The organism is Salaquimonas pukyongi, from assembly GCF_001953055.1.
GTDB classification, from domain to species: domain Bacteria; phylum Pseudomonadota; class Alphaproteobacteria; order Rhizobiales; family Rhizobiaceae; genus Salaquimonas; species Salaquimonas pukyongi.
Genome location: NZ_CP019044.1, coordinates 1,110,828 through 1,136,552, shown reverse-complemented (window position 1 = coordinate 1,136,552; position 25,725 = coordinate 1,110,828). Strand labels below are relative to the sequence as shown.

Here is a 25,725-nt window from a genome sequence, read left to right as displayed (position 1 = left end):
GCCGCTTCTTGGCGCTGGCGTTTGCTGCAGTTCAGGATTGCGTTGAAAAGCGCTGAGCGTGTCATCGAAAACTTCTTTCTTTTCAACGTTTTTACGGCTTCGCTTCTTCCCCTTTCGGCGCGAATGGCCAGGGAATCTGCTCAATTTGATGCCTTTCAGATCCGGCACGTCGGCCCGATCGGATGTTTACAGTTGGCAAAAGGCTACCACTCAAAATGCAATTCGCAAATACCCCATCAAGCTTGTAATGGTCCGCTGGCGTCTGCCTTAGGCTGTATCGACATTCAGGTTTCGGACGCGGCGCGAGACGGATTTCGTCTCTGGCAAGGCGAAAAAACCGCCGTGGTCCGCCGTGGTATGGCCCCGCCACAAGGGGTTTTCAACGATGCCAGGGGCAAAATCCGCCGCGTTCTGCAAGAATTAGGGGGAAAATCGCCCACTTCGGCGTCGCGGAACCTCGAAAGGATAGCGACCTGTCATCGGTCCGGCTTCTGGAATTGAACGATTTTCCCCCATACCGCGCTCCAAATCCTGAATGTCGATACGCCTAGACCCCTCCCACGGGTTTGCCGGCCTGCCGCTGTCATCGAGCGCTTTAGCCCGGCGTTCCTTAAAGCGGCAGGACGGGCTTGCAAATGGGCTTGCAAATGCCGTTTTTGGGCAGTAATAGCTGCCCAGGCTTTTCGCATGGCACGGTACCGGGCACGTCCCGCCGGTCATCTCTCGATGCACCGCCGGTGTGTTGAAGGCAGCGAAACCATCCTACTGGGGATTAGTTTAACGGTAGAACAGCGGACTCTGACTCCGTCAGTCCTGGTTCGAATCCAGGATCCCCAGCCAGCCTTTCCGGCGATAATTTATTGAGAGAATTTCCAATCGTCATGGAATGCCGGTGTGCATTTCTTGAGGCACTACACGTTTCATCACCAATGGCACAGCGCTCTAATCCGCCGGCCTTGGTTGCACATTCAGCTTTTCCGATCTGCCCGCAACCTGTTTGTCAACAACACAGCTAGGCGTACCAGCCAGCCAGCTTAACCTCCACACCATCGCCAACGAGCTTTGCAAAGGCTTCTGGATCCTGGGTGCCGCCATCGCGGCCGCGATAGTGATAAGGATAGACGTATTTCGGCTTGAACTCGGCAACCGCGGAAGCGGCCTGTTCGACATCCATGGTGAATGGCAGGTTCATGCAGACAAATGCAAGATCGATGCCCGTCAGCGCCCGCATTTCGGGAATGTCCTCGGTGTCGCCGGATATATAGACGCGCAGGCCTTCAAAGCCGAGCACATAGCCGTTGTCGCGGCCTTTCGGGTGGAAATTCAACCGCTCCTTGGTTGTGTTATAGGCGGGGATGGCCTCGATCGACACGCCGTTGAATTCACTCGACCCGCCATTGGCGATCTGTGATGCCCTGGCCTTGAGCGTATCGGGCAGCATGGCGAAAACCGCCGGATTCGTGATGATTGACGTGTTTTCGGCAATGATCGCCGAAAGCGTATCCGCCTTGTAGTGGTCGCCGTGCTCGTGGGTGATGAGGATGAGGTCAGGCGCCGGAAAGCTGCTATAGGCTGCCGCGTCGCCGACCGGATCGGCATAGATGGTACCGGCGGGCGTTTCCATGACAAAGGAGGCGTGGCTGACGGGATGGACAGTGATGTTGCCGCCGGAGGCTTCAAATACATCGCCACCATGGCCTGCGGCGCGCACGCCATAAGGCAGCAAGGTCACAGTTCCGGCTATCGCCGAGGCGGTGGCAACAAACTGGCGTCTGGTCTGGTTCATGAGGTTTCCTCTCCTTGCAATTATCAACGTTTATCCCCAGCCATCCGCCGGCGAATGTAGCCGGGAAGCCGGTAACGGCGAAAGCATAACAGGCAAACACACCGTCAACCGGATGCAGTCCGCCACCATCCAGGCAGATCCTGGAAGCAGAACCGCGGCCAAATTCCGAATTCAGGGCACTAGGCCGCTTAAAGCGTGGTGCCCGTGCCGAGCGCCAGCTCCTCCACCCCGTCGCGGCGGTAGATATCATCGCGGAACTGGACCACGCCGGTTTCCGTCGCCCAGGCGGTCACATAGGTGAAATAGACCGGCACGGGCTCGGCAAGCGCCACGTCGATGCGCTCACCGCTTTCGATGACGCGCTCAATCTCGCGGCGCGACCAGCCCGGCGTGTCCTTGACGAGCCAGGCCACCAGGTCGCGCACGTTCTGGACGCGCACACAGCCGGAGGATTCAAAACGAAGCAGCTTGCCAAACAGGCTCTGCTGGGGAGTATCGTGCATGTAGACGGCGTGGGGATTGGGGAAGTTGATCTTCACCGAGCCCATGGCGTTGATGCGGCCGGGGTCCTGGCGGAACATGTAGTCCACGGCCTGCTCTGAATTCCAGTCGATGCTTTGCGGCGGAATTTCCGTGCCGTCCGGCGCAAAAATGCGAATCGCATTGCGCGTCAGATAGGTCGGGTCCTTCTGCATCAGCGGAATAATGTCCTTCTTCACGATGGAAACCGGTGCCGTCCAGTACGGATTGAGGTTTATCTCGTGAATCTTGGAATTCAGGATCGGCGACTGGCGGTCGACCTTGCCGACAATCGCCGTGTGGCGGGAGACCACCTCACCGTTTTCCACCGCCTCGATATGGGCAGCGGGAATGTTGACCATGACATAACGCTGGCCGAGAAAACCCGACATGGCGCGCAGGCGCACCAGGTTGGTTTCAAGCTGGCCAAGGCGGGTCGAGGCGGGAATGTTCATCGCCGCATAGGTGAAGCGTCCAAGAACCCCGTCGGCCGGCAGGCCATGGCGGGCCTGAAAGCGTTTTACCGCCGCCGTCACCCATGTGTCGTAGACTTCCGAACTGCCGGCAGCCCGGTCAAGATCGCCGGAGATGGCCAGCCGCTGGCGCAGCAGCGGCACATTGCGCGAGGTGGCGCCCAGTTTCAGTTTCTGGTTTGCCGGCACCACGGGCCAGCCGCCATTGCCGACAATGCCGCGATACTCGCCAATCGCCCGCTCGATATGAAAGGGCGTCTGCTCTGAGAAGATCGGCGATTTCGAGGAATTGAGCGCAACACCCGATGCCTGAGCATCGAACTGGTCATTCCAGCTGCCATGGCCGGGATTCTTCAGGATGCGATCGATGACGCTTTCCGCACGCGCCTCGGTGCCGGCCATCGTCCCCGAAAGGGCCGAGGCCCCCAGCAATGCGGTCGCACCGCCAAGAAATTCGCGTCTCTTCATAGTCGATCCCGTGTTTTGCGGATGGCCGGTTATATAGGCGCAAATGTGACCATTGAAAGGCTTTACCGCCCTTCATGGGCGGAAATCGATACCACTTTCAAGTCGATATCCCGATTCGCCCATCAATCCTAAGTGAGCGGTTGTATAGAAAGCGTTAACCATGGCGATTTGAGTATTGTGCCGGCGCCTGGCAGGTGCCCGGGTTGAAGCCGCTGGTTTCGGGTTCCTGCCAGCGGTAAAGATGTCACGGCCAAACGCGCTTCCGGCAGATGGCGGCACGCCGATTTGCAGCATCAACCGAAAGCTTTACCGCCACAAGCTTCACACAAGCGAATCGCGCAAACGGCGCGCGATAAAAGTAAAATATCCTACAATAAAATATAAAACTGATTCTCGCTGTAATATATCTGATACTTCCCCGTAGTGCCCAAGCAATTCCATTAACCTTTTGTTAACCATTTGGGCCAAAGCGTGGGATTGCTGATGCGGCGGATCCTCTTTCTCTTCAGGTTCTGGTCAGCAGAAATTTTTGATCGACTGCCGAACCATCCGGCAGGTTACAGGGGGCAATTTCATGACCATACTCCGTATGGGTCAGCGCTTTTCGCGCGGCCTGATGCTTTGTTCTGTCTCAACGACTGCGATGACGCTCGGACTTGCGGTTTTTGCAGCCAATCCGGCCCAGGCAGCTTGTACCGGTTCGACCACGGCAGGCGACGACATCATCGAGTGTACCACGGATGGCGCTCCACCCGATGGCGGTACCGGCAACGACACGCTGATCCTCAACGCCGGGTCCTATACCGGCGGCGACATCAATCTGGACCAGGGCAACGACTTCATCGACATTCGCGGCGACGTGAACACGCTTGAGGATCTGGCGCTCGGCATCAGCGTCTCCCCCGGCAATGAAGACCCGCAAGGCGGCAACAACGTCTTTCAGGTCATCGGGCACACCCTGAACGTCAACGGCGTGCTTTCGGGCGGCGTGGTCAGCCCCAATTTCAACGGTGTTGTTGGTGGCGGCGAATATCTTGACGAATTCATCATCACCAATTCAACCGTCCAGGGCCGCTTCGATCTCAACAACGGCAATGACATCATCCGCATCACCAATTCGACCGTTGCCCAGCAGACCGGCAATGTGCGGGTTATCGAAGGCGAGAACGGGAGTGATTTCATTCTGATCGAAAGCGGCAGCGTCATTGGCCGCGCCGACCAGACCAACAATGTTCTCATCGATGGCGGCAATGACGGCGATCGCATCGAGATCAACAACTCGACCGTGCATGGCCGTATCGACATGGGCAATGGCGACAACGACAATTCGCTCGCCATCACAGCCGGCTTTACAGGCACGGCCGGCGCTGCCGGCGAGAGCATTTCGGTAACCGAGGTTGTCACCACCGGTGGCCTCTACATTGCCAACTCTACCGTCAACGGCACCAACAACACGATCAGCGGCGGTACCGGTAATGATTATGTCGAAATCAGCGGCACTTCGAGCATTGCCGAGGACATCAACCTGTTCGGCGGCGAAGATGAAATCCTGATCTCGGGCACAACGAATGTCGGCGGCGGGGTCGATATGGGCGTTGGCAACGACATATTCGGCATGAGCGGCGGCACGGTAACCGGGCTTGTGGATCTGGGCACCGGCGATGACACGGTCAACCTCTCCGGCACGGTCACAATCGGCGCGCTGGAAGGCGCTGACGGTGTGGAAACCATCGACATTGCAGCCGGCACCACGGTCAATTTCACCGATGCCAGCGGACTGGGCGCACTTGTACCCGGCGAAGTTGTCGACCTTGGCACCGATGGCGACACCCTGTCGGTGAGCGGCACCATCAACGCGCTGATCGGCGGTATCTACCAGACGGTCAGCCTGGGCGGTGGCGAAGATACCTTCAACCTTGATGGCGGCACGCTGGATGCCAATCTCGACACCGGCTCCGACAACGACATCATCAATCTGAACAGCGGCACCGTCAACGGCCAGGTGTTCGGTTCGAACACTGTCGGCGACGTGTTCAATGTCCATGCGGGTGTGACGCTCAATAACGGCCTGGGTTCTGCCCTGCCCGTGCGGCGGGCCGATGAAGGCGATGTCTTCAACATTTATGGCGGCACGATCAACGCCAACACGCTCGATACCAGCGAAGCGGACGGCGGCAATGCCATTTTTGCAGGTTCCGGTCCCGATGAGGTCGGCCTGTTCGGCGGCACGATCAATGGCGAAATCAATCTCGGCGACGGGCTCGACACGCTGGTGATCGATTTCGGCGGCGACGAATTCGCCGCAAATCCGGACCTGGCGGGAACCGGCCTGACAGCACCGGCCGGCGCAACCGGCCCGCTCAACCTGGCGTCGCCCCGTTTCAACGGCGATGCCGGCGAGGACAGTGCCTATATCTACGATCTGGACCCTGCCGACGATCTCATCTTCGAGAGCTTCAACGACGTCAACATGTTCGGCCAGGCCTTCTCCCTGGACAATACGGAAGTCGCCGGTGAGCAGCAGAACACCATCGACAACCTCAACCTGTTCACCGATGCAGGCGGCGTTCATTCGACCTTCCGCCAGACCGACGGCGATCTCATCATCCGCAATGAAGCGGGCGGATCGCGCGGCGATCTTCGCGTTCAGACCAACAATACCGTCACCATGGTGGACGGCGTTGCCGATGATTCCATCACCGTGCAGATTTATGCGCCGGAAAGCGGCAGTATTCTTGAGGTCGACACCAATCCTTCCCTGCAGACTTCCGATGTTCTGACCGTTACCAGCGTTGACCGCAGCAACATCACTGCCGGCAGCCCGGTGCTTGTCGACACCCGCATCATCGGCGGCGGTGCGGTGCCGATCACGGGCTCCATCGCAATCGTCGACGATGATGGCCGTGTTGACCCTGCCGTTCCCTCCCCTGGCGACACCCTGACCCCGTCCGAGGACTTCGTCTTCCTCAACGACCCCTCTTCGGCGGCAAGAAGCTATTTCCTGGTCGATGAAGGCGGCAGCACCAATGGTGTCTTCCTGCAGTGGGTAACGCCGGCAAGCGGCGCGACCGCGGGCGGCGCGGCGGCAGCAGCAGCAGCCGGTGCGGGCTCGGCAGGCGCGGCAATTGGCGGAGCGGGCAATGCGGTGCTGGCGGCAATCAGCGGCCCCAACCTTCCCGGCCTGCCCGAAACGCCCCGCCTTTCCGATCCCGAGCGCCCGGTTGACGAGACCGATCCATATGGCGATCCGACAGGGCGGCAGAGCTTTGCGGGCGCCTGCGCCGACTCCACGGCAGCCTGGATCGACCTTTCCGCCTACCGCACCGACCGCGACGCGGTGAGCAGCGGGGGCCAGACCTTTGCCGGCTATGATACCACCGGATACGGAATCACGGTGGGCGGCGACATCGACCTTGGCGGCTCGCTGATCGAGGAATGCGGCAAGGTTCGCGTCGGCGCATTCGCCAGCTACGGCATGGCATCGGTCTCGGTGGAGGACGGCTCTTCGGCCGATGTGACCAGCACGATGGGGGGCATCTATGCCACCCTGCGCCAGGACGAGTTCTACGCCATGGGCATGCTGGTCTATGGCCAGCTTGCGACCGAGGCCTCCAACGCCCTGCTCGGCGCGACGTCGGAAGAAGACGCCACGCTGTTCGGCGGACTGGCAGCCATCGGCAAGCAGATGGCGCTGAGCGAGAACACCTTCCTGGATGCGCGCCTGTCGGCCCAGATGAACCAGATCGAGGGCGCCCCCTACAAGGACTCCATGGGGCTCGAATTTGAAACCAACACGGTGTCCCAGCGCTATGAGGCCTCTCTTGGCCTGGTCAGCGCCGGTGTCAACGAACTGGGCCAGCGGGTAACCGGCGAGTTGCGGGCAGCCGTGATCTGGGACATGTCGGAAACCGAAGTTGGCGTTGGCGGCCTGCCGGTTACCAACGAGACCGAAGACCTGCTGCTCGGCCTTTCGGCCCGCTTCACCACCCAATTGACCGACAGCGCCAAGCTTTATGGCCGGGTGGCGACAGAATTCGGCGACACCACCTCAACCATCAGCGGCAGCGCCGGCATCCGCTTTACCTTCTGAGGCTTCGCCGCCTCGCCCTGCCCTGCCGCCGGCTCCCCTGGCCGGCGGCGGAGCGGGGATTATCTGAAAGAATGCAAAACCCCGGTCTTCGGACCGGGGTTTTTTGCTGACCAGGTCTTCACGCCCTGATACCGGGAAAAGAGGCGGCTGCGATATCAGACCGGTGTCTGCACGGGTGACAGTGGGTGAAGGATAGGGGGAGGAGGGAAAAGCGTGCGATAAGTTTTTGCTGAAAACGCCACCTGCCCCGCTTTCCGCTTTGCCTTTTGCCCGCGACTTTCTAGAATAAGGCAGGTGTGAGGGGAATTTAGGTATGAGTGCTGACGATCAGCTTGAAGCCTTTATCAAGCGCTGGCAGGAAAATGCGGGCGGGGCCGAACGTGCCAATTTTCCGTTGTTTCTCACCGAACTGTGCGAAATCGTGGGCGTTGAGAAGCCCGAGCCGGCGAGCACAGATACCGAAAACAACGCCTATGTTTTCGAACGCGCAGTCACCTTTCGCGAGGCGGGAAACCGTACCGGCCATGGCCGCATTGATCTCTACAAACGCGGTTCATTCGTCCTTGAGGCCAAGCAAAGCGTCAAACGCGCCAGCCAGAAAAAACTCGATAATCAGGAAGACCTGTTCCGCGCCGAGGACGACAAGGGCGCAAGCCGCCGTGCCGACCGCAAATGGGACGTTCTGATGATGAATGCCCGCCGTCAGGCGGAAGAGTACGCCAAGGCACTCCCTGCAGCCGATGGCTGGCCACCCTTCATACTGGTCTGCGATGTGGGGTTCTGTATCGAGGTCTATGCAGATTTCACCGGTCAGGGAAAGAACTACTCCCAGTTTCCCGACCGTCGCGGTTACCGCATTTACCTGGATGACTTGCGTGATGCCAAAACCAGAGAGCGTCTGAAAGCGATCTGGGAAGACCCGAAATCACTGGACCCCACGGCGCGCGCGGTGAAGGCATCACGGGAAATCGCCGAGCGTCTGGCGCAGGTATCCAAATCGCTGGAAGCTGCCAAGCATGACCCCGAAGAGGTTGCCGCTTTCCTGATGCGCTGCCTTTTCACCATGTTTGCCGAAGACATGGAACTGCTGCCAAAAGACAGCTTTCGCGACATGCTGAAAGGCTGTGAGGACAAGCCGGAAAATTTCGCGCCCATGGTAAGTCAACTGTGGCAGGCAATGGACAAGGGCGAATTCGCCTACGGAATTGCCGCCAAGGTACGCCAATTCAATGGTAATCTTTTCGCTTCATCCAAGGTGTTTGAGCTAAATCAGGAGGAGATCGGCGAACTGCGCCACGCTGCTGATGCAGACTGGACGGAGGTGGACCCGTCCATCTTTGGAACGCTTCTGGAACAGGCGCTCTCGCCAACTGACCGGTCAAAGCTCGGCGCTCACTACACGCCACGTGCCTATGTGGAACGGCTGGTGATTGCCACCATCATGGAACCGCTGCAGGAAGACTGGCGTAACGTGCGCAACACGGCTGAACGCCTGCATTCGGAAAAACGCGACGCCGAAGCCATCAAGGTGGTGCGCGAATTCCACGAAAAACTGTTTAACACAAGGGTGCTGGACCCTGCATGCGGCACGGGCAACTTCCTCTATGTTTCGCTGGAACTGATGAAACGGCTGGAAGGCGAAGTACTGGAAGCGCTGCTTGATCTTGGCGGACAGGAAGCGCTACGCGGACTTGAACGGCACGAAGTCGACCCGCATCAATTTCTCGGGATCGAACTCAACCATCGCGCCCGCCACATCGCCGAACTGGTGCTGTGGATCGGCTTCCTGCAATGGCACAAGCGCAACCGGGGCGAACTGCCAAGCGATCCCGTGTTGCGCGACTATGGCAATATTCGACAAGGTGATGCGGTGCTGACCTGGGATGGCTATCCCGTGCCGACCATCAAGGACGGCAAGGAGACCTTTCCCAATGCTCGACGGCCGGACTGGCCGGAGGCCGAATTCATCGTCGGCAATCCGCCGTTTATTGGCAAGGGCGCAATGATGCGTGAAGCGCTCGGCGACGATTATGTTGAGGCTTTGTGGAAGGTTAACAAGCACATCAACAAGAGCGCCGATTTCGTCATGTACTGGTGGGACCGGGCAGCGGAAATCCTCACACGTAGGGGGACAAAGCTCCGGCGCTTCGGGCTTGTGACGACAAACTCCATTACCCAGATATTCAACAGGCGTATTCTTGAAGAGCGCCTTGGCGACAAGAATCCAATCTCTGTGGTAATGGCGATACCGGATCATCCATGGACCAAAGCCTCCAAGGATACAGCGTCAGTCCGAATAGCCATGACTGTTGCCGAAGATAAAAACAGCGTTGGGCAGCTTTTGAAAGTGACCAACGAAAAAGCCCTTGATACGGACGATCCTGAAATCAGTTTTCGCCACGATTTCGGGAAAATACATGCCAATCTTTCGATCGGCGCTGATCTGACATCTGCCGTAGAGCTACAGGCAAATGAGGGAATGTCGTGCAATGGCATGATGCTGGCAGGACGCGGTTTTGTGCTAAGTGAATCGGAAGCCAACCATCTTAGGAAATTGGATAGAGAAGCGGCTGGCTCGGTTATCAAACCATTCATCAACGGTGGTGAGCTGGTTCGAAGCTGGTCCCGGCGCTACGTCATTGACTTCTTTGGTTTGGACGAAAAAGAAGCAAGGGAGCGGTTTCCAAACGCGTTCCAACATCTTCTCACCAACGTGAAGCCTGAACGTGATAAAAATCGCCGTCCTGCCTTCAAAAAGCGTTGGTGGATATTTGGAGAGCCCCGTCGGACCTTCAGGCCAGCTTTGGAACGACTTCAGAATTACATTGGAACCACCGAAACAGCGAAACACCGCGTGTTTCAATTTCTCAGCACCGATTATCTGCCAGACCATATGATCATTGCGATTGGTTCGGATGATCCCTTTGTTCTTGGCGTATTGATGTCGGACATTCATTCGATCCTATGGATGAAAGCGAGCGCTGGGTCACTTGGAGTATACAAAGGAAATGTTCGCTACAACAAATCCCGCTGCTTCGACCCATTTCCGTTTCCCGATCCTGACGACAAAACCCGCGCCGAGATCGGTGCGCTGGCGGAGGAGATCGATGCGCATCGAAAACGTGCGCAGGCAGAGCATGGCGTGACGCTGACGCAGATGTACAACGTGCTGGAGAAGCTAAGGGCTGGCGCGGCCTCTCATCCTGAGCCTGTCGAAGGAGAAGGGGCCGCCCCTATGGTTCGACAAGCTCACCATGAGGGCGGAGCCGACATGCACCTCACCCCCGAGGAGCATGAAATCCACGACAAGGCGCTGGTGACGACGCTCAAGCATTTGCATGACAGGTTGGATGAAGCCGTTGCCCGTGCCTATGGCTGGCCTGCTGACTTGTCCGAGCAGGAAATTCTCGCCAATCTGGTCGCGCTCAACAAGGAGCGGGCAGAAGAGGAAAAACGCGGCACCGTGCGCTGGCTGCGGCCCGAATACCAGATACCGCGCTTTGGCTCAGCAGCGGAAAAAGCCAAGCTGGAGGAACAGATCGAAGCCGATCTGGGCGAGCAGGCGGCGCCGGCAACTAAAACGAGGAAGCCAAAATATCCCACCGACGAACTGGCGCAGACCATTGCCGTTACCCATGTTCTGGCCAATGCCGGGCACTCGCTTTCCATTCCTGAAATTGCCGCGCACTTTTCGCAAGGCATGAAGGTACGCAAGCAGATCATATCCACCCTGCTTGCCATGGCCCGTATGGGAGAACTGACCTCGCACGACGGCAACAAGACGGTCACACTGAAACGGGCCGCCTGATGAAAAAACCCCGGTCTCTCAACCGGGGTTCTGGGTCCTCGGCACAAGGCCGAGGATGACTAATTGTGAGATTCAAAGCCGATACAGGATCTGGTCGGTCCAGAAGCGTTCGAGGCGCTGCAGGGCCTTGTTCATCTTTTCGAATTCGCCATAGGAAAGCCCGCCGACCTTTTCGATCGAGGCGATATGGCGCTGGTAAAGCCCCTCGACGATGTCGGCAACTTCCATGCCGGAATCGGTCAGGCTGACGCGGACCGAGCGGCGGTCGACGCGGCTCTTCTGATGGGAGATCAGGCCCATGTCGACCAGTTTCTTCAGGTTATAGGAGACGTTGGAGCCCAGATAATAGCCGCGGGTGCGCAACTCGCCGGCGGTCAGCTCCGAATTGCCGATATTGTGCAGCAGCAGCGCCTGGACGGCATTGATGTCGTTGCGGCCCTGGCGGTCGAATTCGTCCTTGATCACGTCGAGCAGGCGGCGGTGCAGGCGTTCCACCAGCGTCAGGGCTTCCAGATAGCCCTGTTTGATGTCGCCTTCGGTTTCCGGCTCGATCCGTTTTCCCACCATTGCGGATGTCATGGTCATTTGATGCCTCTTATTGTTGTTTTGACCGGATTGTTTCCCCCGGCTCTGAAGGCAACATAGCGCTTTCATCTCAAATTTTATTTAAAGCGCAGGCTTAACGGTTTCTTTCACCCTGCCCCGTGGTGAAACAGGGTTATCAATTCTTCACCGCCTGCCGGAACGGCGACAGGCGGGTCGGCAAAGCGGTCCCTATGAGCGCGAAGGCAGGATGCGGCGCCTGCCGCCGATCATCCGGGAAAGGGCCTTGAGGGCAAAATAGACAATAATGGCAGCAAGATGGAACCAGACCACCTCGCGCCCGCCGGCAAAACGCTCGGGCAGGCCCAGATACATGACAAGCTCGATGCTCACCGTCAGCAGCCAGGAGATCGTGCCCCAGGAAAACTGGCCCCAAAGGCCGAGGGCGGAAACCGGCAGCATGACGGCCAGAACGGTGGAGGCGATGCGCCAGTGTTCGGGCATGGTGTCGAACTGCAGGCCGTTGCCGGGCCAAAGCCCGGTAATGCGCGCCCAGTAGCCAAGGGCAAAGACGATGAGGAACAGCGCCACCATGCGCTTGAAGACGACAAGCGCGGCGCCGATCAGGCCCTGATCGCGTTTGCGGTGGTAAAGCTCAAGTTCCATGCCGGTGTTCCAGCCGCTCGCCTGTTCCAACGGTTCAAATGTTCAAACCGTCCGGTTGGCGCTGGATAGCCTTTGGCGGGACGGCGGGCAAGGGCAGACGCCAATACGGGACTATATGAGCGGGACAGCACGGCGGGACAAGATGAACAATTGCAAATTGGCCCCTGTCACGGCTATGAGAGGCTGATGGTCCTTCATGAACACCAATGGCACAAACGGGCAGGTCATGAAACGCAGTGTGGATGAGATTACCGGTTCCAGGCGCTTGCGGCGCAACCGGCGCTTTGACTGGTCGCGGCGCATGGTGCGCGAAAACCGGGTAACGAGCGATGATCTGATCTGGCCGGTCTTTCTGATCGAGGGGAAAAACCGCACCGAGCCCATCGCCGCCATGCCGGGGGTTGAACGCCTGACCGCCGACAAGGCGGTCGATGCGGCAAAGAAGGCACGTGACCTGGGCATTCCGGCGATCGCCACCTTCGCCAATATCCCGCTGGAAAAGCGCGATGAAACAGGTTCTGCCGTGCTCGATGCGAAAGGCGTGGTCAATGAGGCGACACGGGCGATGAAGGCCGCCGTGCCGGAAGTCGGCATCATCACCGATGTGGCGCTCGATCCGTTCACCAGCCATGGCCATGACGGTATTTTGCGCGACGGCATCATCCTCAACGATGAAACGGTGGAGCAGGTCGCCAGGGCGGCGGTCGTACAGGCCGATGCCGGTGCCGACATCATCGCACCATCGGAAATGATGGACGGACGCATCGGCGCAATACGCGACGCGCTGGATGACGCAGGCCATCAGGACGTTGCGATCATGAGCTATGCCACCAAGTTCGCCTCGGCGTTTTACGGCCCCTACCGGGAGGCGGTCTCCACCGGGGGGCTGTTGAAGGGCGACAAGAAGACCTATTACCTGGACCCGGCCAACAGCGATGACGCGCTGCGCGAATGCGAACTCGACATTGCCGAGGGCGCCGACATGCTGATGGTCAAGCCCGGCATGCCCTATCTCGACATTGTCGCCCGCGTGAAGGACGCCTTTGCCATGCCGACCTTCGCCTATCAGGTGTCGGGCGAGTATTCGATGATCATGGCCGGTGCAGAGAAAGGCTTTCTCGACCGTGACAAGGCCATGATGGAAGCAATGCTCGCCTTCAAGCGGGCAGGCTGCGACGGCGTGCTGACCTATTTTGCGCCGCTGGTCGCCGAACTGCTCCAAAAGGGGTGGCGGGAATGAAGCACTGGCTTAATATTGCAGCGGCAGGTAGCGGGGAAACGGAACGCCCTTCGTCCGATAAGGTTATCAGCGGCGATCCCGTCTTTACCACCTGGAACGCAGAAGAGCGCGACGGGCTTTACTGCGGGGTTTGGCAATCGACCCCCGGCAAGTGGCGCATCCGGTATGATGAGTGGGAATTCTGCCACATCCTGTCCGGCACCTCGATCATCACCGACGCCGATGGCAATGCCCGTACCGTCACCGCCGGCGACAGTTTTGTGCTGCAGCCGGGCTTCAGCGGCAGTTGGGAAGTGGTCGAGACCACCCGCAAGGAATATGTCATCCGGCTTTAGGCTGGCGGCCTGGCCATCCACGAGATGTAGTGATTGACTACATAGTAGCATTTCACTACAGTCTCGCCATGAGGCAGATTGCCTACACGAAAAGTGCCCTGCGCACCCTGAGAAAAATACCGGACAACACGGCAAATCTCATTCGTTCGAAAATCGGGTCATATGCCGCTGATCCGGAATCTGTGGCCAACAATGTGACCGCGCTGCAGGGCCGCAACGCCATCCGGCTCAGGGTCGGTGATTGGCGTGTCATCATGAACGATGAGGGTGCCGTATTGATGATATTGCAGATCGGCCCGCGCGGAGGGGTATACAGATAGGAGTGCAAGATGAACGTCACCATCTCCAAGGAAGAGTATGACCGGTTGCTTGAAGCCGCCCAAACCCTTGCCGACCTGCAGGCATATGACAGGACCATGGCAGCCCTTGATTCGGGAGAAGAGGAACTGATACCGGCAGAAACGGCAAACCGGATTTTGAACGGTGAAAGCCCTCTTGCGGTGTTTCGCGAATGGCGTGGTTATAATCAGTCGTCGCTGGCAAAGGCATCCGGTGTCAACCGGGTGCAAATCGCCGATATCGAAGCAGGACGCAGCAGCGGTTCGGTTGCAACGCTGAAGAAACTGGCGGATGCACTTCAAGTGAGCATTGATGACCTGGTGGCGTGAGGCCGCAAAAGAATCTTAATGCGGCAAAGTCCGCTGGCAGGAAATATGTCATCCGGCATTAGGACTGGCCGGCTCAAGTTCTGATTCACATTCATTGCAACCAACCAAGCATTTGTTTTTGTGCATTTTTCTTCGCGCTAGCGCAGCACCTTGAATTTTCAAGCGTGGGCTTGCCTCACGATTTGTTCAAGTGTTGGGCATGCCGTTTGGCGAAACCAATTTTCCCTTTCTCCCGTAATCCCCAGCAAGACCGCGATGACCGGTCTGCCTGACAAGACGGCGGTCAGCACCGCTTAAATCCAACGCTCAAAACGGGAGAATCCCCATGCATGCCAAGAGGCATTCCGTGAAAACCACCCTTGCCGCGCTTGCCGTGGCCATGATCCCCCTCACCGCCAGCGGGCCGGCGGCGGCAGCCAGCCATTCGGCCACCGGTAATCCGATGGTCGGCGGCGCAGCGATGTTTCCCGACAAGAACATTGTCGAGAACGCGGTGAACTCGAAAGATCACACGACGCTGGTCGCCGCCGTAAAGGCAGCCGGTCTGGCCGAGACGCTGCAGGGCGATGGCCCGTTCACGGTGTTCGCGCCAACCAATGCGGCATTTGAAAAACTGCCGGCAGGAACGGTGGATACGCTGTTAAAGCCGGAGATGAAGGCCGACCTAACCAAGGTACTGACCGCCCATGTGGTGGCCGGGAAGATCACCTCGGAAGACCTGGCGAAAAAGATCAGCGCCCATGGCGGCCGCTACAACATGCAGGCGGTAAGCGGCGATGCGCTGACGGCTGCCAGAAGCGGCAGCAGCATCTACATCTACGATGAAAGTGGCGGCGCCGCCAAAGTGGAGATTGCCGACGTGATGCAGTCGAACGGCGTCATTCACTCGATCAACGACGTGTTGCTGCCGAAATAAGCAGTGCGATCCCAGTGTGCCGGCGTGAGCCCACCGCGGCGCGCCGGCCCGCTCGCGGCAAGTTGAACCTGTTTGATTGGCCTCACACCTGCTTCTGCACTACATCGGGAAAAACACTGGAGACTGTCATGAGACGACGCGACATTATCTTTTCAGCCCTGGCTGGTTCCGCTTCGCTTGGAACGCTGGGATGGCTTTTGTCCGGCAACCGCACCCCGGCAAAGGCTGCCAGCGAAAGTTTCGAGATTACAAGGACGGAAGCTGAATGGCGGGAAATCCTTACCGAGACGCAGTATGCGGTTCTGCGCGAAGAAGCTACAGAACGCGCCTTTACCAGCCCGCTCAACGATGAAAAGCGCGCCGGCACCTATCATTGCGCAGGCTGTGACCTGCCGCTTTATTCCTCAAAGACCAAGTTCGACAGCGGCACGGGCTGGCCGAGCTTTTACGAGGCGCTGCCCGATGCCGTCGGCACCAGAACCGATTTCAAGCTGATCTATCCGCGCACAGAGGTTCATTGCCGCCGCTGCGGCGGGCATCTCGGCCACATCTTCAACGATGGTCCCGCCCCTACCGGCGAGCGCCATTGCATTAACGGTGTGGCGCTGACCTTCAAACCCCAGGCAGAAAGCGCCTCGTAAGCAGATTCAGGCGGAACTTGCCGATGCCTCCATGCGTTCCTATATCAACGCCAAGGAGCCATCAGCATGAAGCAGACAGATCACACCGCAGATAATACCATCGAACACGACGGCATGGACCGCTATGGCGCGTCCCCGCGCCTTGAAGGTGTGCGTACACGGCGCGTCATGGCGTTCATCGTCGACTATCTGATTGTTGCGGTACTGACCATGATTGCCATGGTGGCGGTTTTCTTCATCGGCATTCTGACCTTTGGCCTTGGATGGCTGCTTTATTTCGTGCTGGCACCGCTGGTCGCCATGGCCTATGTGGGCTCGACCATGGGCGGGCCAGCCCAGGCAACGCCCGGCATGCAGTTCTTTTCCATCCGCATCGAACGCGACGACAGCCAGCCGGTTGATTTCTTCCTCGCCGTCCTGCACGGGGTGATTTTCTGGGTTGCCCACATCACCCTGACGCCCCTTCTGCTGGCCGTGGCACTCATGTCCGAGCGCAAGCGCCTGGTACAGGACATCCTGCTGGGTACATCCGTGATGCGCTCTGATATCGGCTAACCCAGCCGGCAGAAACGCAATCGGGCGTACCAAGATAATCCTTGAAAATTGCTCGGAAATGCGCCCACTCTTGGCTGCGGGACGCATTATCCCGTAATTGGCGGGCCTGTAACGGCAACAGGCGTGCAGGACTGGAGGCGGCACGATATCACCTGACCCGTTCCTGATGTGGGCGACCTATGCGATCATCGCCTTTTCGGTGATCGGCTTTGCACTTGAAAAATGGTCGATCGAGGCGACGGCGCTGGCAACGCTGGCGGCGTTTCTGCTGCTGTTTTCCGTCGCGCCGGGCGATGCGGCGGGCGTTACCTATCATGATCTGGTGATGGGCTTTGCCAATCCTGCGCTGATTACCGTCTTGAGCCTGCTGATGATCGGCCAGGCGCTGTTCAACACCGATGCACTGGACACGCCGACCCGGATTTTGGCGCGCATCAGCGGTACGGGCATCACGCGCACCCTGCTGGTGCTGCTGGGGGCGGCGGGCGCGATTTCGGCCTTTCTCAACAATACGCCGGTGGTGGTGATGTTCATCCCCGTCATGACGGCGATTGCCGCCCAGCGCAATTTTGACGCGGCAAAGGGGCTGATGCCGCTCTCCTATATCTGCATTCTGGGCGGCATGACGACGCTGATCGGCTCGTCGACCAACCTGCTGGTGGCCGATGTTGCCGGCAAGGAAGGGTTCGACATCGGTTTTTTCGATTTCACCGTACCCGGCCTGATGCTGGCGGCCGCCGGGGCGCTGTACATCATCTTCGTGATGCCCCTGATCCTGCGCAAGCGCTCGGGGCTGATCGACCAGTTCAAACCGGGAACCGGACGGCAATTCGTCTCCCAGATCGAGATTACGCCCAACCATCCCCTGCTTGGCATTCAGTCGCGGCTGGGACTGTTTCCCCAGCTTGAGGACATGACGGTAATGATGGTGGTGCGCCGGGCCATCCCCATCCGTCCGCCGTTTGAGGAGCTGGTTCTGTCGGAAGGCGACATCGTCATCGTGGCCGCCACGCGGGCATCCCTGACCAAGGCGCTTTCCACCGGTTCGGCCAATGTGCCCTCCCACCCCCGGGACGCTGAACCATCCGCGGAAAAGGAGATTGAACCGGATTTTCACCTTGCCGAGGCGATCGTCTCGCCCGGTTCGCGCTATGTGGGCCGCACCGTACAGGGCGCCAATATCCGCTTCATCGAGGGCGTGATCGTGATGGGCGTGCAGCGCACGCGGCGCATGCAGCATCGCGAATTCCGCGAAATCCGGCTGGAGCCGGGCGACACGCTGCTGGTGGGCGGCACGATGGAGGCAATATCCCGGCTGCGCGCAAGCCGCGACCTGCTGCTGCTGGAATGGTCGGCGGCAGCAGTGCCCCTGCGCCGTTTTGCGCCGCGGGCAATCTTCATCTTCCTTGCCATCGTTGCGATGGCCTCCACCGGGATGCTGCCGATCATGGTGGCCTCCGTGCTTGGCGTACTGGCGATGATCGCAACGCGCTGCCTCAACGTGCGCCAGGCGATGCGCACCGTCGACAGCCGAATCTTCATGCTGGTGGCCGCAGCGCTTGCCGGCGCGGTGGCGCTGGAAAAGACCGGCGGGGCGGCCCATATCGCCAATTCTGTGGTGGCGCTGTTTGAGGGCAGTCCCACCTGGGTCGTGCTGTCGGCCTTTTTCCTGGCCATTGCCCTGCTCACCAACTTTCTGTCAAACAACGCAACGGCGGTGCTGTTCACGCCGATCGCCGTCAAGATCGCCCAGGGCATCGGCGCGCCGCCGGAAGCCTTTATCAGCGCGGTGATCTTTGCCGCCAACTGTTCGTTTGCGACCCCGGTCGGCTACCAGACAAACCTGCTCGTCATGGGCCCCGGCCACTACCGGTTTTCCGATTTCATCAAGGCGGGGACACCGCTTGTCATTTTGATGTGGCTCACCTACTCTTTCGTCGGGCCCTGGTACTACGGACTATGACGAAGCACTCGCTTGACACTCCCCAGTTTTACCTGACTGCGCCGCAGCCCTGCCCGTATTTGCCGGGCCGGCAGGAGCGCAAGGTCTTTACCCATCTGGTTGGCGAGAAGGCCGGACAGGTAAACGACATGCTGACCCATGGCGGCTTCCGCCGGTCACAGAACATCGCCTACCGGCCCGCCTGCGAGGGCTGCAGGGCCTGTGTTTCCACACGGGTGCTTGTCGATTCCCACAAGGCCGGCCGCAGCCTGAGACGCAATCAGGCAAGAAACAAGGACATCATCAGCCGGGAACTGCCGCCAGCACCCACATCCGAGCAGTTTTCGGTATTCCGTGCCTATCTCGACGCCCGCCACTGGGACGGCGGCATGGTCGACATGACGGCGCTCGACTATGCCATGATGGTGGAGGATACCCACGTCAATACCATGCTGATCGAGTACCGGAAGCGGTTGCCCGATGACGGCATTACCGGCCGGCAGGAAGGCCAGCTCGTCGCCGTGGCGCTGACCGACATCCTGTCGAACGGGCTGTCCATGGTCTACAGCTTTTTCGATCCCTTCGAATCGGACCGCAGCCTTGGCACGTTCATGATCCAGGATCATATCCAGCGCGCGCGCAAGCGCGGCCTGCCCTACGTCTATCTCGGCTACTGGGTGGAAGGTTCGCCGAAGATGGACTACAAGACCCGCTTCATGCCGCAGGAGCACCTGACGATGAACGGGTGGCGGATGGCTGAAAAAGGCTGAACCACCCTTCCCTGTGCTGAGCCCCGTTTTCTCTCCGCGATTGCCCTTCAGCATGCTGGAACCCGCAGGCGATTGCGTGTAAAGCCAGTCTTCTTTTCGAACGGACGGCAGGCAATTCATGACGGCGATCAGGACCTATCAGACGGCGGGCATTCTGCTCGGCCTTGTCGGCGGGCTGGTCATTTCCTTCGACGTGCCGGTGATCCGCGCAGCCGGCACCGATCCGTGGCTGCTGCTGGCCGCACGCTCCCTGGTGCCTCTGCCGCTTTACCTTGTCATTTGGCGCTACTTCCGCCGTTTCCACGGCACGCCGCAAAACCCCTTCGCCAACATCACCTGGGTCCAGGTCGGCATCATCTACGGCCTTTCGCAAATCTGTTTTACCACCAGCGTGTTCAATACGTCCGCTGCCAATCTGGTTTTCATCCTGGCCTTCAACCCGCTGCTGGCGGCGGTGCTGTCGTGGTGGCTGATCGGGGAAAAGCCGAAGCTCTCGACCTGGATCGCCATTGCCGCGACCATGGCCGGGGTGGCGATCATTGTCGGCGGCGGGTTGCAGGCCGGCACCTGGTTTGGCGATTTCTTCGCGCTGGGAGCTGCCGTCACCCTGGCGCTGGCCCTGACATTGTCACGAAAGTCGGGCGCCGACATGTCGCTCGCGCCGGGACTTGGCGGATTGATTTCCGCTGCCTATGTCCTGCCGATGGTGATCACCCATTACAGCCCGCCGGAAAGCTGGGGCTGGCTGATCGTCAATGGCGCCCTGCTGGTGCCCATTGCCGCCATCTGCCTTGCCATGGCGCCGCGCTTTATTCCCGCGCCGCAGGCGGCGATCTTCTATCTGCTGGAAACCGTCCTCGCGCCACTTTGGGTCTGGTGGTTCTTCGGCGAAAAAATGACCCGGGAAACGATGGCCGGCGGGGCGATCGTGCTGGCCGCCATTGCCGGCCACACGCTGTGGAAACTGCGCAGACCGGGGCCGCGGGTCAAGCAAGTCGAGCTGCCGGCATGAGGCGGACAGGGTGGCGTTGAGGCCCGTTCAGGCTTCGTCGGCGGGCACGATCCAGGGTTCGGCAATCGCCGCCCTTTCCCATTCGATCCAGGCAGGCAGTGCCTTCATGGCGCCGGTATAGGCCGCAACGGCCTCATGGTCCGACAGTGCGTATGTTTCCAATCGGTTGACCACCGGCGCGAACATGGCATCGGCATTGCAGAATTCGCCAAACAGGAACGGCCCGCCCGAGGCTGCAAGGCAGCCGTCCCAGAGCGTTTCGATGCGGGCGACATCCCGGCGCACGGCACCGGTTACGCCGATGGCGCGCACTTTACGGCGCATGTTCATCGGGCATTGCGACCGCAAGCCGCCAAAACCGCCATGCATTTCGTTTGCCACGGCCCGGGCTCTGGCCCGCACGGCGATATCCTGCGGCCAGAGGGCCTTGTCGGGGAAGCGGTCTGAAAGATATTCCAAAATGGCAAGGGATTCCCAGATGGTCAGATCGCCATCCACGAGGGTCGGCACCTTGCCGCTCGGCGAGAACTCCCTGAACTCAGGATTGCCGCCTTCATCGTCGAAGGGAACGAGCACCTCCTCAAATTCGATGCCCTTTGCCTTCATGGCGATCCATGGCCGCAACGACCATGAGGAATAGTTCTTGTTGCCGATAAAAAGCCGCATGAAAGGTCCCTATTTGCGATGCCAGTAGACGGGGATCATGAAGGCGATGTTGGCGGCCAGAAAGGCGAAAGCTCCCGCCAGTGCCACACCGTCGCCTGCCCGCCAGGCTGCCCAGATGAAGAAACAGGCGGAAACGACGAAAAGCCACCAGCCCAATTTCACGAAGAACGCGTCGTTCATGACCATACCCCGATCATTCGCCACCCTTTCATGACATGAAATTCATTCGCCGGTAATCTTCCGGTCATGTGGGGTTCTCCATTCTCGCGGCGGGGCAGTCAACACGCAAACGGGATGATTTTCATGCGACACAAAACAACCCTGATCCTGGCAACCGCACTGTGCGCTGCCTCCGCTACCGCCAGCATTGCCGCCAACAATGCACGGATATCGAAAAATGCCGGTCAGATCTGTATTGCTTCCAACGGCTTGCCCAACCACGCCATGGGCCGGTTTCCCAACCGCGGCAATCCCCATGCGGTGTCCGCCCAGCGTATTCGCGTCTGCGTTCCCTCCAATCCCAAGAAGGCATCGCAGCCGCGCTGGATCGACCGTGGCGGAATCGGCATAGCACTGAACGGTGTGATGATCCGGCCAGAGGCCGCCGATTGCTGGGACCCGTCGAGCCCGCGCGGCTTTTCGCGCAACTGTGCTTCAGGCTGGCGGCTCGAACCGATGGGTCCCGGCAACAAATTCGGGCTTGATCAAAACAAGGCGCATGTGGACCGTCGCGGCCTGTACCATTATCACGGCATGCCATCGGGCCTTGGTGCTGCAAAACAGGGAACGCTGATCGGCTATGCAGCGGACGGCTTTGAAATCCACCATGCGGGCGGGCGAGTGAAATCCGGCTACAGGCTTAAACCCGGAAAACGGCCCTCCGGCGGAGGCAACCCAGGTGGCCGCTATGATGGCTCTTTCGTGGAAGACTATCAATATACAGGCGGCAGCGGCACGCTGGATGCCTGTAATGGCGGCATGCTGAACGGCAAGTATGTCTACTTTGCCACGGCCGAGTTCCCCTATTTCCCACGCTGTCTTTATGGCACCCAGGCAAAGGCGTTTCGCTAGTTCTTTTTTGCAAGACGAAGCAATGGCCGGTTGACATTCCTTGATTAACATGTTTGTTAATTAACAAATATGGGAATAAAGAATGCAGCAACTTGTCAGCACGTTTTCGGCTCTGGGCGATCCTGTCCGGTTTGCCATTGTCGAGCGCCTGCTTGGCGAGGGGGAATTGAGCGCTGGAGATCTTCAGGACAGCGCTTCGGTTTCCCCGCCGGCCATTTCGCGGCACCTGAAGGTGCTGCGGCAGGCGGGAATTGTTGATCGGAGAATTGAAAAGCAGCGGCGGTTTTACTCCGTTCGCCCGGAAGCCGTGCAGGCGATCAGCGCCTGGACGATGAGCCACCGGGAGTTCTGGGAAGCCAGCCTTGACCGGCTGGAAGCCGCAATAATGAGAGAGGTACAGCGCAAATGACCGATCTGAGGATTGAACGCAAATTTGCCCGTGACCCGGAAACGGTGTTCAACTACGTGACCCGTACCGAGCACCTGCTGGAATGGTGGGGACCGGAAGGCATGGGCGTTCCGGAATACGAGATGGATTTCACCAGGCCCGGCCCGTGGTGGTCGGTGATGGTGAATGCCGAGGGAAAGCGCTACAAGGTTTCCGGAAAGGTCATTGCCGTGGACCCGCCAAAGGCGGTGGAGTTCACCTGGGGCTGGCACGACGAAAACGACGAGCGCGGGCACGAAAGCACCGTGCGCTTTGAGGTTACAGCGGACGGCGCCGGAGGCAGCGTGTTCACACTGCTTCACAGCGGCCTTGCCGATGAGGAAAGCGCCACCAACCACAATATGGGCTGGACCTCGGCACTGAAAAAGCTGGAACGCATGGCCTGAACTGCACAAACTGAACTGCAACAAGTAAATACCCAACCCGAACTGAAGGAGGAGAGCATGCCCAAATTCGTATTCGCCTATCACGGGGGCAAAATGCCGGAGACGCAAGAAGAGGGCGCCAAGGTCATGGCCGCCTGGGAAAGCTGGCTGGGCGGGCTGGGCGATGCCGTTGCCGATGGGGGCAATCCGGTAGGCATGTCGAAGACCGTCACCGCATCGGGCGTTGAGGACAATGGCGGGTCGAACCCCCTTTCCGGCTATTCGCTGGTCAACGCGGCCGATATCGGTGCTGCCTGTGATATCGCCAAAGGCTGCCCCATTCTGGACGCCGGGGGAACCGTGGAAGTGGCCGAAGCCATGGAGATGTAGGGCCGGGAGCGCGCGAACCTCAATAGTGATAGCGGCATTGGGCAATCAGCAAATCGTCCTTTTCCGCACGATAGACCAGCCGGTGTTCGCGGTCGATGCGGCGCGACCACCAGCCGCTCAGAGGGCCGCGCAAGGGCTCCGGCTTGCCGGTCCCCCTGTAGGGCGTCCTGGTACATTCACGGATAAGGGCATTGATGCGCTCAAGACGCTTGCGGTCTTTCGACTGCCAATAAAGATAGTCTTCCCAAGCCTGCGGGCTGAAGACAATCTGCACCTGGCCTACTCGGCCAATTCGCGTACTTCGCCTTCGCCTTTCGAAAGCCCTCCGATGCTTTCAGCGAGGCGGCGGGCATTTTCAGGCGACTTCAGCAAATATTGAGTTTCTTCATAAGAAGCGAAATCCTCAAGCGACATCAGCACGGCTGAAGGCTTGCCGCCTTCCCGGGTAATGAGAAGCGGTTCATGATCGCCGGTTACCCGGTCAACCATCTCGGCGAGGCGCTTGCGCAATTCTGTGATCGAGGTGCTGTTCATGGCAGCAATGTACGTTATTGCGTACGCTCATGCAAGTCTATGCTTAAACCGGCCATCCGCCGCAAGCGCGCACGTTTCACTTAACGCGCGCGCCTGATGCCTGTATTTATCGTCCCCGTCCAGATGCCTGCCGATGCGGGCTGCTGCTGGGTGGCGCAATGAATGCCGCCCCCCGCTTCGCCGATGGCATCCACGTTGAGCAGGACGATTTCGCGGCCGGGATATAGTTCGCCAAGGGTTTTGGCCGCAATGGCATCCGCCTTGTCATCACCGAATTCGGCGGCAATCACGGCGCCGTTGCATAGATAATAGTTCACGTAGGAAGCGACGAAATCAGGATAGGCCGAGCGAACCTGAAGCGGTTCGGGAATGACCACGATCTCGAATTTCCGGCCTGCATGGTCCACCGCGTCCTTCAAAATCCGGTATGTGTTCCATGCTGCTGCCGACCAGGGATCAGCCGGATCGATTTCATCGGGCAATTGAATGAGGATCACGCCCGGTTCGACAAACCGCGCCAGGGCATCGATGTGGTAATCGGTAATGTCCTGACCATAGACGCCCTTTGCCCAGATCAGTTTTTGTGCACCATAGGCCAGTTTGAGCTGCCGGGTGACCACATCGCGGGAGGCGCTGTTCCGGTTCGGATTGAGCCAGGAGGATTCATGGGCGATCAACGTACCCTCCCCGTCGAATTCGATGCCGCCCGGCTCCCCCACGACACCGGTGTTGAATTCGTGCACGCCCATTTTTTCAAGCAGGGTTTGCGCCACCCTTCCATCCCTGTCGTGCTTCTGCTTTTGGCCCCAGCCATTGAAGTTCAGGTTGGCGGCGGCAAGTTCGTCCCTGCCGTTGAGCAGAAACAGCGGCCCTGCATCCCGGCACCACAAATCTTCGGTGGCCACATCCCACAGTTCGATGTCTTTTGACGACAGCCAATAACCGATTTCATCATGCAGTCCGGCATCCGCCAGCATGACGACGGGTTCATACCGGGCGATCGTATCGGCGATCAGCGCAATTTTTTCCTGTACCGCTTCAAGGTCATCCCGATTCTTGTAGACCTCAAGGGCGTTCGGCCACTGCATGAAGGTGCGCTCATGGGGGTCTGCTTCCTCGGGCTGGCGAAAGCCGAGCGCCATCGGGTTGCTCATGCCGGAAGCGGCCATGGCGGAACCGGAAAACCCAGCAAGCGCACAAGCAGCAAGCCCATGGTTAAACGTCCTTCGGTCGGTCTTCATGCAATTGCCTGACCCGGTGAACCATCGCGCCATCATTTCCCCGAACGGCAGGAAAAGCAATCACACCGAAAACTCGTCTTTTTCGGGAACACCGTTGGGCGGCAGGCTGGAATGGCGGATTGCAGGCTATCAAGGACATCAGCTGCAGCACGAATTGCCTTCCTGAATCGGCGGACAGGCAACCGTTCCGTATGAACAAAAGACGCAACAATCTCCGGGTTTTGGTTTCAGCAATTTACCGCACCCTTTGCAGTCATAAAACCACTGGCAAGCGTCTGTTGGCATGGTCTCCAACTCGGTGTGACCGCAATCGGGACACGTGATTTCCGACTGAAGTGTTACCGGGTCTGACGTCGCCAAAATGCATATCCTGTAACAAGAACAAACACGCCCAAAGCAGGGAACAAAACGATATCCAGATAGCCTATTATTCCAGCAAGCCCGATTGCCGTGAGAAGCCAAACCAGAATTGGTGTAAAGCAGCACAAGGCGGTCACGAGTGTCCCGGCAACGCCGGTTTTGAGCAGCCTGTTTCCCAAACTTGTCTCCATGCTTGCCAGTTTCCGGTCTCAGTATAC

At 59.0% G+C, this 25,725-nt stretch carries 29 protein-coding genes and 1 tRNA gene; 19 read left to right on the top strand and 11 right to left on the bottom strand.

What is annotated here, in order from left to right; all coding sequences use genetic code 11:
• The first annotated feature begins 21 nt into the window (after positions 1-21).
• Complete coding sequence (locus BVL55_RS16400) at positions 22-501, top strand: hypothetical protein (RefSeq protein ID WP_156892429.1); 480 nt, start codon at positions 22-24, stop codon at positions 499-501.
• A 265-nt stretch (positions 502-766) separates the two neighbouring features.
• Positions 767-840 (top strand) — tRNA-Gln (locus BVL55_RS05460).
• 172 nt (positions 841-1,012) lie between these two features.
• Here BVL55_RS05460 and BVL55_RS05455 read toward each other — a convergent pair.
• Together BVL55_RS05455 and BVL55_RS05450 are read right to left on the bottom strand one after the other, a co-directional pair.
• Positions 1,013-1,786, bottom strand: a complete 774-nt coding sequence (locus tag BVL55_RS05455; RefSeq protein WP_075996058.1) for an MBL fold metallo-hydrolase — start codon at positions 1,784-1,786, stop codon at positions 1,013-1,015.
• A 188-nt stretch (positions 1,787-1,974) separates the two neighbouring features.
• The gene (locus BVL55_RS05450) at positions 1,975-3,246 is read right to left on the bottom strand and encodes a L,D-transpeptidase family protein (RefSeq protein WP_075996057.1); all 1,272 of its coding nucleotides are present in this window, start codon (positions 3,244-3,246) and stop codon (positions 1,975-1,977) included.
• 574 nt (positions 3,247-3,820) lie between these two features.
• On the opposite strand from BVL55_RS05450, the gene BVL55_RS05445 reads away from it, so the two are divergent.
• Positions 3,821-7,336, top strand: a complete 3,516-nt coding sequence (locus BVL55_RS05445) for an autotransporter outer membrane beta-barrel domain-containing protein (RefSeq protein ID WP_156892428.1) — start codon at positions 3,821-3,823, stop codon at positions 7,334-7,336.
• Positions 7,337-7,649: 313 nt separating this feature from the next.
• Positions 7,650-11,144, top strand: coding sequence for a class I SAM-dependent DNA methyltransferase (locus tag BVL55_RS05440; protein WP_075996055.1), 3,495 nt, complete (start codon positions 7,650-7,652; stop codon positions 11,142-11,144).
• A gap of 72 nt (positions 11,145-11,216) precedes the next feature.
• On the opposite strand, the gene ldtR is transcribed toward BVL55_RS05440, so the two are convergent.
• Both ldtR and BVL55_RS05430 read right to left on the bottom strand, forming a co-directional pair.
• A complete protein-coding gene (ldtR, locus tag BVL55_RS05435; protein ID WP_075997932.1) occupies positions 11,217-11,711 on the bottom strand; it encodes a transcriptional regulator LdtR in 495 nt (164 codons plus the stop codon).
• 207 nt (positions 11,712-11,918) lie between these two features.
• Positions 11,919-12,353, bottom strand: coding sequence for a DUF6163 family protein (locus BVL55_RS05430; protein WP_156892427.1), 435 nt, complete (start codon positions 12,351-12,353; stop codon positions 11,919-11,921).
• A 226-nt stretch (positions 12,354-12,579) separates the two neighbouring features.
• Here BVL55_RS05430 and hemB point away from each other — a divergent pair, with 226 nt between their 5' ends.
• The 10 genes from hemB (at position 12,580) to BVL55_RS05380 (ending at position 20,432) form a co-directional block, all read left to right on the top strand.
• Positions 12,580-13,593: a porphobilinogen synthase gene (gene hemB, locus BVL55_RS05425; RefSeq protein WP_075997931.1), complete on the top strand. Its 1,014-nt coding sequence runs from the start codon at positions 12,580-12,582 to the stop codon at positions 13,591-13,593.
• Positions 13,590-13,928, top strand: coding sequence for a cupin domain-containing protein (locus BVL55_RS05420; protein WP_075996053.1), 339 nt, complete (start codon positions 13,590-13,592; stop codon positions 13,926-13,928). Before hemB ends, BVL55_RS05420 begins: the two co-directional genes overlap by 4 nt.
• Positions 13,929-13,957: 29 nt before the next feature.
• Positions 13,958-14,248 carry a type II toxin-antitoxin system RelE family toxin gene (locus BVL55_RS05415; protein ID WP_342097955.1) on the top strand — a complete coding sequence of 97 codons (291 nt, stop codon included), beginning with the start codon at positions 13,958-13,960 and terminating at the stop codon, positions 14,246-14,248.
• 9 nt (positions 14,249-14,257) lie between these two features.
• Positions 14,258-14,596 (top strand): helix-turn-helix transcriptional regulator, encoded by a 339-nt coding sequence (locus BVL55_RS05410; protein WP_075996051.1) that lies wholly within the window; start codon positions 14,258-14,260, stop codon positions 14,594-14,596.
• 379 nt (positions 14,597-14,975) lie between these two features.
• The gene (locus tag BVL55_RS05405; protein WP_075997930.1) at positions 14,976-15,512 is read left to right on the top strand and encodes a fasciclin domain-containing protein; all 537 of its coding nucleotides are present in this window, start codon (positions 14,976-14,978) and stop codon (positions 15,510-15,512) included.
• 128 nt (positions 15,513-15,640) lie between these two features.
• Entirely contained in the window at positions 15,641-16,153 is a 513-nt protein-coding gene (gene msrB, locus BVL55_RS05400; protein ID WP_075996050.1) for a peptide-methionine (R)-S-oxide reductase MsrB, read from the top strand.
• A gap of 66 nt (positions 16,154-16,219) precedes the next feature.
• Positions 16,220-16,708 carry an RDD family protein gene (locus BVL55_RS05395; protein ID WP_075996049.1) on the top strand — a complete coding sequence of 163 codons (489 nt, stop codon included), beginning with the start codon at positions 16,220-16,222 and terminating at the stop codon, positions 16,706-16,708.
• A 166-nt stretch (positions 16,709-16,874) separates the two neighbouring features.
• Complete coding sequence (locus tag BVL55_RS05390) at positions 16,875-18,671, top strand: SLC13 family permease (protein WP_075996048.1); 1,797 nt, start codon at positions 16,875-16,877, stop codon at positions 18,669-18,671.
• Complete coding sequence (locus BVL55_RS05385) at positions 18,668-19,420, top strand: arginyltransferase (RefSeq protein ID WP_075996047.1); 753 nt, start codon at positions 18,668-18,670, stop codon at positions 19,418-19,420. The genes BVL55_RS05390 and BVL55_RS05385 overlap by 4 nt, the downstream gene beginning before the upstream one ends.
• A gap of 118 nt (positions 19,421-19,538) precedes the next feature.
• Complete coding sequence (locus BVL55_RS05380; protein ID WP_075996046.1) at positions 19,539-20,432, top strand: DMT family transporter; 894 nt, start codon at positions 19,539-19,541, stop codon at positions 20,430-20,432.
• Positions 20,433-20,459: 27 nt separating this feature from the next.
• On the opposite strand, the gene BVL55_RS05375 is transcribed toward BVL55_RS05380, so the two are convergent.
• Positions 20,460-21,098 (bottom strand): glutathione S-transferase family protein, encoded by a 639-nt coding sequence (locus BVL55_RS05375; protein WP_075996045.1) that lies wholly within the window; start codon positions 21,096-21,098, stop codon positions 20,460-20,462.
• Between the two features lie 9 nt (positions 21,099-21,107).
• Positions 21,108-21,278 (bottom strand): hypothetical protein, encoded by a 171-nt coding sequence (locus tag BVL55_RS16395; protein ID WP_156892426.1) that lies wholly within the window; start codon positions 21,276-21,278, stop codon positions 21,108-21,110.
• A gap of 123 nt (positions 21,279-21,401) precedes the next feature.
• Here BVL55_RS16395 and BVL55_RS05370 point away from each other — a divergent pair, with 123 nt between their 5' ends.
• From BVL55_RS05370 to BVL55_RS05355, 4 genes are all read left to right on the top strand, one after another.
• Positions 21,402-22,169, top strand: coding sequence for a YHYH protein (locus tag BVL55_RS05370; protein WP_244530596.1), 768 nt, complete (start codon positions 21,402-21,404; stop codon positions 22,167-22,169).
• An 82-nt stretch (positions 22,170-22,251) separates the two neighbouring features.
• The gene (locus tag BVL55_RS05365; RefSeq protein ID WP_075996043.1) at positions 22,252-22,578 is read left to right on the top strand and encodes an ArsR/SmtB family transcription factor; all 327 of its coding nucleotides are present in this window, start codon (positions 22,252-22,254) and stop codon (positions 22,576-22,578) included.
• On the top strand, positions 22,575-23,003 hold the full coding sequence (locus BVL55_RS05360; RefSeq protein WP_075996042.1) for an SRPBCC family protein: 429 nt from the start codon (positions 22,575-22,577) through the stop codon (positions 23,001-23,003). Before BVL55_RS05365 ends, BVL55_RS05360 begins: the two co-directional genes overlap by 4 nt.
• A 57-nt stretch (positions 23,004-23,060) precedes the next feature.
• On the top strand, positions 23,061-23,372 hold the full coding sequence (locus tag BVL55_RS05355) for a YciI family protein (RefSeq protein ID WP_075996041.1): 312 nt from the start codon (positions 23,061-23,063) through the stop codon (positions 23,370-23,372).
• Positions 23,373-23,391: 19 nt separating this feature from the next.
• On the opposite strand, the gene BVL55_RS05350 is transcribed toward BVL55_RS05355, so the two are convergent.
• The 3 genes from BVL55_RS05350 to BVL55_RS05340 all read right to left on the bottom strand — a co-directional run bounded on the left by BVL55_RS05350 (position 23,392) and on the right by BVL55_RS05340 (position 25,075).
• Complete coding sequence (locus tag BVL55_RS05350) at positions 23,392-23,646, bottom strand: Txe/YoeB family addiction module toxin (protein WP_075996040.1); 255 nt, start codon at positions 23,644-23,646, stop codon at positions 23,392-23,394.
• Positions 23,647-23,651: 5 nt separating this feature from the next.
• Positions 23,652-23,906: a type II toxin-antitoxin system Phd/YefM family antitoxin gene (locus BVL55_RS05345; protein ID WP_075996039.1), complete on the bottom strand. Its 255-nt coding sequence runs from the start codon at positions 23,904-23,906 to the stop codon at positions 23,652-23,654.
• An 80-nt stretch (positions 23,907-23,986) separates the two neighbouring features.
• Complete coding sequence (locus BVL55_RS05340; protein ID WP_244530595.1) at positions 23,987-25,075, bottom strand: agmatine deiminase family protein; 1,089 nt, start codon at positions 25,073-25,075, stop codon at positions 23,987-23,989.
• Here BVL55_RS05340 and BVL55_RS16710 point away from each other — a divergent pair.
• On the top strand, positions 25,074-25,313 hold the full coding sequence (locus BVL55_RS16710; protein ID WP_162841419.1) for a hypothetical protein: 240 nt from the start codon (positions 25,074-25,076) through the stop codon (positions 25,311-25,313). The genes BVL55_RS05340 and BVL55_RS16710 overlap by 2 nt on opposite strands.
• Here BVL55_RS16710 and BVL55_RS17175 read toward each other — a convergent pair.
• Both BVL55_RS17175 and merF read right to left on the bottom strand, forming a co-directional pair.
• Positions 25,286-25,432: a GDCCVxC domain-containing (seleno)protein gene (locus BVL55_RS17175; protein ID WP_280161834.1), complete on the bottom strand. Its 147-nt coding sequence runs from the start codon at positions 25,430-25,432 to the stop codon at positions 25,286-25,288. The genes BVL55_RS16710 and BVL55_RS17175 overlap by 28 nt on opposite strands.
• Positions 25,433-25,485: 53 nt before the next feature.
• Positions 25,486-25,698 carry a mercury resistance system transport protein MerF gene (gene merF / locus BVL55_RS05330; protein ID WP_075996036.1) on the bottom strand — a complete coding sequence of 71 codons (213 nt, stop codon included), beginning with the start codon at positions 25,696-25,698 and terminating at the stop codon, positions 25,486-25,488.
• Positions 25,699-25,725: the final 27 nt, after the last annotated feature.

Excerpts from the sequence above, each read along its gene's own strand:
- BVL55_RS05420 (WP_075996053.1), top strand. The coding sequence starts at position 13,590 with ATGAAGCACTGGCTTAATATTGCAGCGGCAGGTAGCGGGGAAACGGAA.
- BVL55_RS05340 (WP_244530595.1), bottom strand. The coding sequence starts at position 25,075 with ATGGCCGCTTCCGGCATGAGCAACCCGATGGCGCTCGGCTTTCGCCAG.
- BVL55_RS05385 (WP_075996047.1), top strand. The coding sequence starts at position 18,668 with ATGACGAAGCACTCGCTTGACACTCCCCAGTTTTACCTGACTGCGCCG.
- BVL55_RS05430 (WP_156892427.1), bottom strand. The coding sequence starts at position 12,353 with ATGGAACTTGAGCTTTACCACCGCAAACGCGATCAGGGCCTGATCGGC.
- BVL55_RS05360 (WP_075996042.1), top strand. The coding sequence starts at position 22,575 with ATGACCGATCTGAGGATTGAACGCAAATTTGCCCGTGACCCGGAAACG.
- BVL55_RS05395 (WP_075996049.1), top strand. The coding sequence starts at position 16,220 with ATGAAGCAGACAGATCACACCGCAGATAATACCATCGAACACGACGGC.
- hemB (WP_075997931.1), top strand. The coding sequence starts at position 12,580 with ATGAAACGCAGTGTGGATGAGATTACCGGTTCCAGGCGCTTGCGGCGC.
- BVL55_RS05345 (WP_075996039.1), bottom strand. The coding sequence starts at position 23,906 with ATGAACAGCACCTCGATCACAGAATTGCGCAAGCGCCTCGCCGAGATG.
- merF (WP_075996036.1), bottom strand. The coding sequence starts at position 25,698 with ATGGAGACAAGTTTGGGAAACAGGCTGCTCAAAACCGGCGTTGCCGGG.
- ldtR (WP_075997932.1), bottom strand. The coding sequence starts at position 11,711 with ATGGTGGGAAAACGGATCGAGCCGGAAACCGAAGGCGACATCAAACAG.
- BVL55_RS05450 (WP_075996057.1), bottom strand. The coding sequence starts at position 3,246 with ATGAAGAGACGCGAATTTCTTGGCGGTGCGACCGCATTGCTGGGGGCC.
- BVL55_RS05355 (WP_075996041.1), top strand. The coding sequence starts at position 23,061 with ATGCCCAAATTCGTATTCGCCTATCACGGGGGCAAAATGCCGGAGACG.
- BVL55_RS05445 (WP_156892428.1), top strand. The coding sequence starts at position 3,821 with ATGACCATACTCCGTATGGGTCAGCGCTTTTCGCGCGGCCTGATGCTT.
- BVL55_RS16395 (WP_156892426.1), bottom strand. The coding sequence starts at position 21,278 with ATGAACGACGCGTTCTTCGTGAAATTGGGCTGGTGGCTTTTCGTCGTT.
- BVL55_RS17175 (WP_280161834.1), bottom strand. The coding sequence starts at position 25,432 with ATGCCAACAGACGCTTGCCAGTGGTTTTATGACTGCAAAGGGTGCGGT.
- BVL55_RS05390 (WP_075996048.1), top strand. The coding sequence starts at position 16,875 with ATGTGGGCGACCTATGCGATCATCGCCTTTTCGGTGATCGGCTTTGCA.
- BVL55_RS05375 (WP_075996045.1), bottom strand. The coding sequence starts at position 21,098 with ATGCGGCTTTTTATCGGCAACAAGAACTATTCCTCATGGTCGTTGCGG.
- BVL55_RS05455 (WP_075996058.1), bottom strand. The coding sequence starts at position 1,786 with ATGAACCAGACCAGACGCCAGTTTGTTGCCACCGCCTCGGCGATAGCC.
- BVL55_RS05410 (WP_075996051.1), top strand. The coding sequence starts at position 14,258 with ATGAACGTCACCATCTCCAAGGAAGAGTATGACCGGTTGCTTGAAGCC.
- msrB (WP_075996050.1), top strand. The coding sequence starts at position 15,641 with ATGAGACGACGCGACATTATCTTTTCAGCCCTGGCTGGTTCCGCTTCG.
- BVL55_RS05405 (WP_075997930.1), top strand. The coding sequence starts at position 14,976 with ATGATCCCCCTCACCGCCAGCGGGCCGGCGGCGGCAGCCAGCCATTCG.
- BVL55_RS05370 (WP_244530596.1), top strand. The coding sequence starts at position 21,402 with ATGCGACACAAAACAACCCTGATCCTGGCAACCGCACTGTGCGCTGCC.
- BVL55_RS16710 (WP_162841419.1), top strand. The coding sequence starts at position 25,074 with ATGGCGGAACCGGAAAACCCAGCAAGCGCACAAGCAGCAAGCCCATGG.
- BVL55_RS05365 (WP_075996043.1), top strand. The coding sequence starts at position 22,252 with ATGCAGCAACTTGTCAGCACGTTTTCGGCTCTGGGCGATCCTGTCCGG.
- BVL55_RS05440 (WP_075996055.1), top strand. The coding sequence starts at position 7,650 with ATGAGTGCTGACGATCAGCTTGAAGCCTTTATCAAGCGCTGGCAGGAA.
- BVL55_RS05380 (WP_075996046.1), top strand. The coding sequence starts at position 19,539 with ATGACGGCGATCAGGACCTATCAGACGGCGGGCATTCTGCTCGGCCTT.